10 protein-coding genes and 1 pseudogene are annotated in these 4,543 nt (G+C 41.9%); 3 read left to right on the forward strand and 8 right to left on the reverse strand.

The window, feature by feature from the left end; genetic code table 11:
* Window positions 1–610 (reverse strand): annotated as a pseudogene (locus tag ACFFAP_RS36230) (Tn3 family transposase); the annotation flags it as partial.
* A gap of 66 nt (window positions 611–676) precedes the next feature.
* On the opposite strand from ACFFAP_RS36230, the gene ACFFAP_RS36235 reads away from it, so the two are divergent.
* Together ACFFAP_RS36235 and ACFFAP_RS36240 are read left to right on the forward strand one after the other, a co-directional pair.
* Window positions 677–1,057, forward strand: coding sequence for a tyrosine-type recombinase/integrase (locus ACFFAP_RS36235; RefSeq protein WP_375515737.1), 381 nt, complete (start codon window positions 677–679; stop codon window positions 1,055–1,057).
* Window positions 984–1,172 carry a tyrosine-type recombinase/integrase gene (locus tag ACFFAP_RS36240; RefSeq protein ID WP_375515738.1) on the forward strand — a complete coding sequence of 63 codons (189 nt, stop codon included), beginning with the start codon at window positions 984–986 and terminating at the stop codon, window positions 1,170–1,172. Before ACFFAP_RS36235 ends, ACFFAP_RS36240 begins: the two co-directional genes overlap by 74 nt.
* 46 nt (window positions 1,173–1,218) lie before the next feature.
* On the opposite strand, the gene ACFFAP_RS36245 is transcribed toward ACFFAP_RS36240, so the two are convergent.
* From ACFFAP_RS36245 to ACFFAP_RS36270, 6 genes are read right to left on the reverse strand one after another with little or no spacing between them, the layout of a single operon-like run.
* Window positions 1,219–1,671, reverse strand: coding sequence for a hypothetical protein (locus ACFFAP_RS36245; RefSeq protein WP_375515739.1), 453 nt, complete (start codon window positions 1,669–1,671; stop codon window positions 1,219–1,221).
* The gene (locus ACFFAP_RS36250) at window positions 1,653–1,868 is read right to left on the reverse strand and encodes a hypothetical protein (protein WP_375515740.1); all 216 of its coding nucleotides are present in this window, start codon (window positions 1,866–1,868) and stop codon (window positions 1,653–1,655) included. Before ACFFAP_RS36250 ends, ACFFAP_RS36245 begins: the two co-directional genes overlap by 19 nt.
* 24 nt (window positions 1,869–1,892) lie before the next feature.
* Window positions 1,893–2,417 (reverse strand): hypothetical protein, encoded by a 525-nt coding sequence (locus ACFFAP_RS36255; protein ID WP_375515741.1) that lies wholly within the window; start codon window positions 2,415–2,417, stop codon window positions 1,893–1,895.
* A complete protein-coding gene (locus ACFFAP_RS36260; RefSeq protein ID WP_375515742.1) occupies window positions 2,366–2,698 on the reverse strand; it encodes a hypothetical protein in 333 nt (110 codons plus the stop codon). The genes ACFFAP_RS36255 and ACFFAP_RS36260 overlap by 52 nt, the downstream gene beginning before the upstream one ends.
* Window positions 2,664–3,173: a hypothetical protein gene (locus tag ACFFAP_RS36265; protein WP_375515743.1), complete on the reverse strand. Its 510-nt coding sequence runs from the start codon at window positions 3,171–3,173 to the stop codon at window positions 2,664–2,666. Before ACFFAP_RS36265 ends, ACFFAP_RS36260 begins: the two co-directional genes overlap by 35 nt.
* A complete protein-coding gene (locus ACFFAP_RS36270; RefSeq protein WP_375515744.1) occupies window positions 3,148–3,669 on the reverse strand; it encodes a hypothetical protein in 522 nt (173 codons plus the stop codon). The genes ACFFAP_RS36265 and ACFFAP_RS36270 overlap by 26 nt, the downstream gene beginning before the upstream one ends.
* Before the next feature lie 23 nt (window positions 3,670–3,692).
* Here ACFFAP_RS36270 and ACFFAP_RS36275 point away from each other — a divergent pair, with 23 nt between their 5' ends.
* Window positions 3,693–3,995 (forward strand): hypothetical protein, encoded by a 303-nt coding sequence (locus tag ACFFAP_RS36275; RefSeq protein ID WP_375515745.1) that lies wholly within the window; start codon window positions 3,693–3,695, stop codon window positions 3,993–3,995.
* A gap of 162 nt (window positions 3,996–4,157) precedes the next feature.
* Here the strand turns inward: ACFFAP_RS36275 and ACFFAP_RS36280 are convergent.
* The coding region (locus tag ACFFAP_RS36280) for a hypothetical protein (protein WP_375515746.1) at window positions 4,158–4,543 on the reverse strand (386 nt) is incomplete at its 5' end.

A 4,543-nucleotide genomic window follows, 5' to 3' on the forward strand; every position in this document is an offset into this window, starting at 1 on the left:
CTTGAATCTCCAACAGGACTTCTGGTAAATCAACATGAGGCAATAAACTGTCTACGAGTGTTTTAAGTTGAAGATAACTTTCAGGCTCTGCTAATTTATCTAAATTCCTGATAGTTAATGTCTCACGTCCTTTAGCGACTTCAATTTTGACAGCAGTATTGTGAGGTAGGTTGCTAGCAGTACGCTGATAGGCTTCATCTAACTGTTGTTTGAGAACTTGGAGTTCAGAGGCAGGAGCTGCTTGCAGGTTCAAAACTCGGCAGACATGGGAGCGGGCTGACTCCCAAGCCTGACCCTGTAATAATTTAGCTCCCGGATTGCTCCAACGCTCAGAAGGACTAGTAAATAAATCTCGGCGACGCAGAGAATCAACCATTTGCTCTAGAATACAAAAAGTATAAGCGCGACGGTCAATTTTTCCGTCTTCTGTAACAACCCATTGCACCCAATTTTTACCAACTACTCCTAGTGGTGCATTCTCCATCTTGGGCTGGCGCTGTCCTTCAATGGACTGGAGAAAACGCCAAGCGGTTAAAATAGGTTTGCCAGCCATGTTGGCTTGAAAATCAATTAGTTCGCAGTAGAATAGGTAGAATTCGTTCTCCGCCACCTGTCAAACGTCCATCACAACGAGAACGGGAATATTTACATCCAAAAGAAGTTGAATCCATGATCCATGCAGCTCGTCAAGTTGGGCGGCATGGAACCAGGGATGCCGCAATTCTTTTACTCATGTTTCGGCATGGACAACGCAGGAGCTGAGTTAGTGGCACTCAAGTGGTCTGGGGTCGATTTGTCAGGTGATTATATTGAGATTGGTCGGGTCAAACATGGGCATGATACTGTTCATCCCCTGCGTGCGCCGGAATTAAGAGCGTTGCCTCAGATACGACGGGATTATCCCGATACCCCATATATATTTGTTTCCGAGCCTAAAACCCCACTGTCCATCAGAGTTATTCGTCACATTATTGCCAGAGCTGATGAAAAAGCAGGAATTACTCAACCAGTTCATCCTCATCAGCTACCTGAAAGCTTGTGGTTATTATTTGGCTAACTCAGGTCACGATACAAGAGCTATTCAAGACTACCTAGGACATAAAAATATTCACTATACCGTGCGCTACACGCAAATTTCTCCGCAACGGTTTGAATCTTTTTGGACAGACTAATTACAGATGAAATGCACTACAGCTACAACGATGACATTTATAACCTTTATCCAGTAAGGCATAGAGCCTTAACGTAAGTTTCTGTATGATTGCTACAAAAACCCCGCATACCTAAAGCCATGCGTTCGACAGCACCGTTGCATCCGGTAACATTAAGAGCATCGCTGAATAATGGTGCTGTTTGTTGTAAGAGTTTGAGTTGTCTTTCAGTTTGCTTGTCTGCCTCTTCAAAAGAACGTTTTCTTTCGGCAGCAGAGGAGAGGAATTGCAATTGTTCTTCTGCCTGAGTATCCTTCATGGCAGCAAACATATCTTCTTCGCGCTCTTTGTCCTGGTAATACTTTTCTAGTGATCGCAACTTAGTACCCGCATAACTCACTAGTGCGATCGCAGCAATATTACCAGGGATGAAAAATCTTAAGTCTTTGGGAGAGACAGCTAAAATTAGTACAAGAGCAGCTAACCCACTATCACCAATTTTTAACCAATGAAATAGCATTTGCACCACCCAAAAGTTAATCCAACAGAGATGATTTGTAAGAGCATGGAGTTATCAGCTTTACCTTTGGTATAAGTAATTACTGATGCCACTCCGACAACGAGAAACGACCAGAGTAGCAAACTGATTAATTGTGTTGCTGCACTAGCAATTAAAAAACCACATATCCAGATCAGGAGTTTGCAAACTTGTGACATTACTTTTTCTTGTTAATTAAAGCTTTAACTGTTCATCGACTTAACTCGTTGTGTAATCCCAAGCGGAGTACCAGAATAACGTGCTTCTCTTAGTTGACGGAATCTATCAACCAAAGATGTGGTTTGTTCTTCGTAAGGTGTGGGTTCTTTCTTGGTAGTTTCAGTCGTCAGTTTTGCTTGCTTCTTCGCTAGCGCCTCTGAATAGTTTGACGCAATTCGCCCCAGGCTGATTCCTAAATCATCTTGTACTGATGCAACAGATGAACGACTTCCACCAACTATCTCTCGGAATTTCAACTCCAGATTGGCTAGATTAGTGGAGAGGTTTTTCTCTAACTCAGCATGAGCGATTCTCGCCTCGCCTACATTTTCACTAACTTCAGCCTGCTTTTCTCTAACCTTGTAGAGGGATTTGAGATAGCGACTAATAGCAGTTGAATATTCCGCCCAGTTTTTAGCTTGGAACTCTGCACCCTTGGCTTTATCTACAGCCGAGGCTACATCTTCTTCGGTGAGGTCGCCAAATACCTTAATGTCAACAGGTAACATATCAGCAATGCGTTGGGCATTCTCCCAAACTGCTGTTCCATCACTCCCTTGAGAGTCGTTGACTCTTCTTTGATGCGTGATAATTCCGCGTGCATCACATCAATCATTGCTAAGTTAGATTGTGCGATCGCTGCTTGAAAGTCAATTAATTGCTGCTCTAATTGCCGTTGCACTTCGATTTGAATGATTTGTGTAATCTCTGCAAATCCTTTGCCATCCCGAACGGATGTGGTGAAGTCTTGAACTTCAGACAATGCTTGGTGTGCATCTAAATTCTCCATCTTCTAGCTCCTCCCATGACAGGTTTACACCCACACGATTTGCAAATTCATTGACAGTTTTCTTCATGGTTTCATAGCCCAGATAATCACAACTATCTAGTAACTGTGCTAATTCCACGTCAATAAATCGTTGTTGAATCGCGGCTTTTTGCTCTCGCTTTTTAGCAGCCATTTGGGAACGTGCTTTCTGCTTTCCCTCAACTCTAGCTCTCTCTACTGCTTCGAGTCGGGCTAATTCCAAAGCTTCAGATGATGCCCGTTCAGTATTGGCTTGCTGCTTAATCCATTCTTTGTTTCTTACCAAGCTTTGAATGATTGCCGCCCTCAAATCATCATCAAAGGCAATTTCTACCTCCTCAATCACTTGAGCCTGATCTTTCTCTAACGGTGCAATTTCTCCTTTCTTGCGTCTTGTAATTGCTCTAGACTGTGTTTCTAAAGTCGAACCTTCATCTTGTACAGGCCATATATACAAGTATTGATGCAATTCCTTCTTCTACATAGCGTTCATACTTTGATATCCCCAAAAACTGCTTCCATGAAGCCCAACAATTCCTAGAAATGCAACGGTTCATAATTTCGTCACATGACCTTTTCAGGCTTGATAACGCTATGAGTTTAGGGGCAGCTGTGTCGGGTTGTTTCTCTTGGAGAGAATTTATTGTTTCACAAAAAGCATCAAATACTTCCTCCAGTTTGTATTCGTTACTCTGCCAGTAGTTCCTTAAACTCCGATATGTTACTTTCTCGCGGGGCGCAACCTTGCGATACCACGCCAAGCACAACAACAGCTGTGATTGTTCCGATGTGTATGAGCAATCGCTCACCTTCTTTCCCTGCGGATAAACTGCACCAGCAAGGCGCTCCCAATTGCGCCAAGTGCGCGAACTTATGGTCGCTCCCCGAATCTTTTCACATTGGGTTTTGAGATTGATAGATTGGCTTATCCAATCCTCTAGTACTACTGGCATGGTTAAACATTTGTAAAACTAACGTGGCTGCAATTATTGAAAGAGTTATCGCGGCGATCGCTCCACAAAATTTTAACAAACCGGACGAATTTCTTTCTTCTGTTTCTATTGTTTCAGTTGTCCCATCAAATGATGTTTTTGAGTATTTCTCTTTCTTGTACACATTATTTTATCTCCGTATAGATGAATACTCATGGTTATTCGTTGAGTACTACACTCGCTCCCCTAAACAAAAAAGTGTGTATGAAAATCTGGGGGTTAGAAGCAAAATTCAGGTCACTTCACTTGCTAACCTTTTGCCGAATCCATGCTGTGTAATTGTTTGAGGTTTGTAGTGCTTTAGTAGTACTTTGCTTGCTCGTTTCAGATGGGGTTACTAGGCGGCTATTTAAGCTCTTTTTTAGTAAAATCGGCATTACGAATGTAGCTTGTCATCAAGGGCAAAAACCTGTTTTTCCCTTCCCTGTAGGTGTAGTAGCTTGTAAAAGCTAAAAAATCGGTAGTTCACTTTTTTGAGCAGTAAATCTCTCTTCTCCTTTTAAGTGTACTGAGACTCTATGCGTTCTTAATATATAGTAATAATCAACTTGAATTCTTCTAAATCTCTGTTCAATGTTGATGCCGTAATCCTCAAAAATCTTCATTAGCTCTTGATGATCAAGTTGAGAAAACATCGCTCTACTGTTACAGCCGTGTTTAAGTACTAAAAAAATTTGCAGTGACAAAAGAGCGCGAAATTCCGACCAGTTTAAAGTCTTACTTCCAAAAAATTCTAGTGTTTTGAGATAGTCGTTCATAGTGTCTCTGGAGCCAATATTAAGCAGGGTAAGCGCATCTAATTTTGTGCTTAAGAATACAGATTGTTTTACTGAAG

Source organism: uncultured Nostoc sp., assembly GCF_964245575.1.
In the GTDB taxonomy this organism is placed as follows: domain Bacteria; phylum Cyanobacteriota; class Cyanobacteriia; order Cyanobacteriales; family Nostocaceae; genus Nostoc.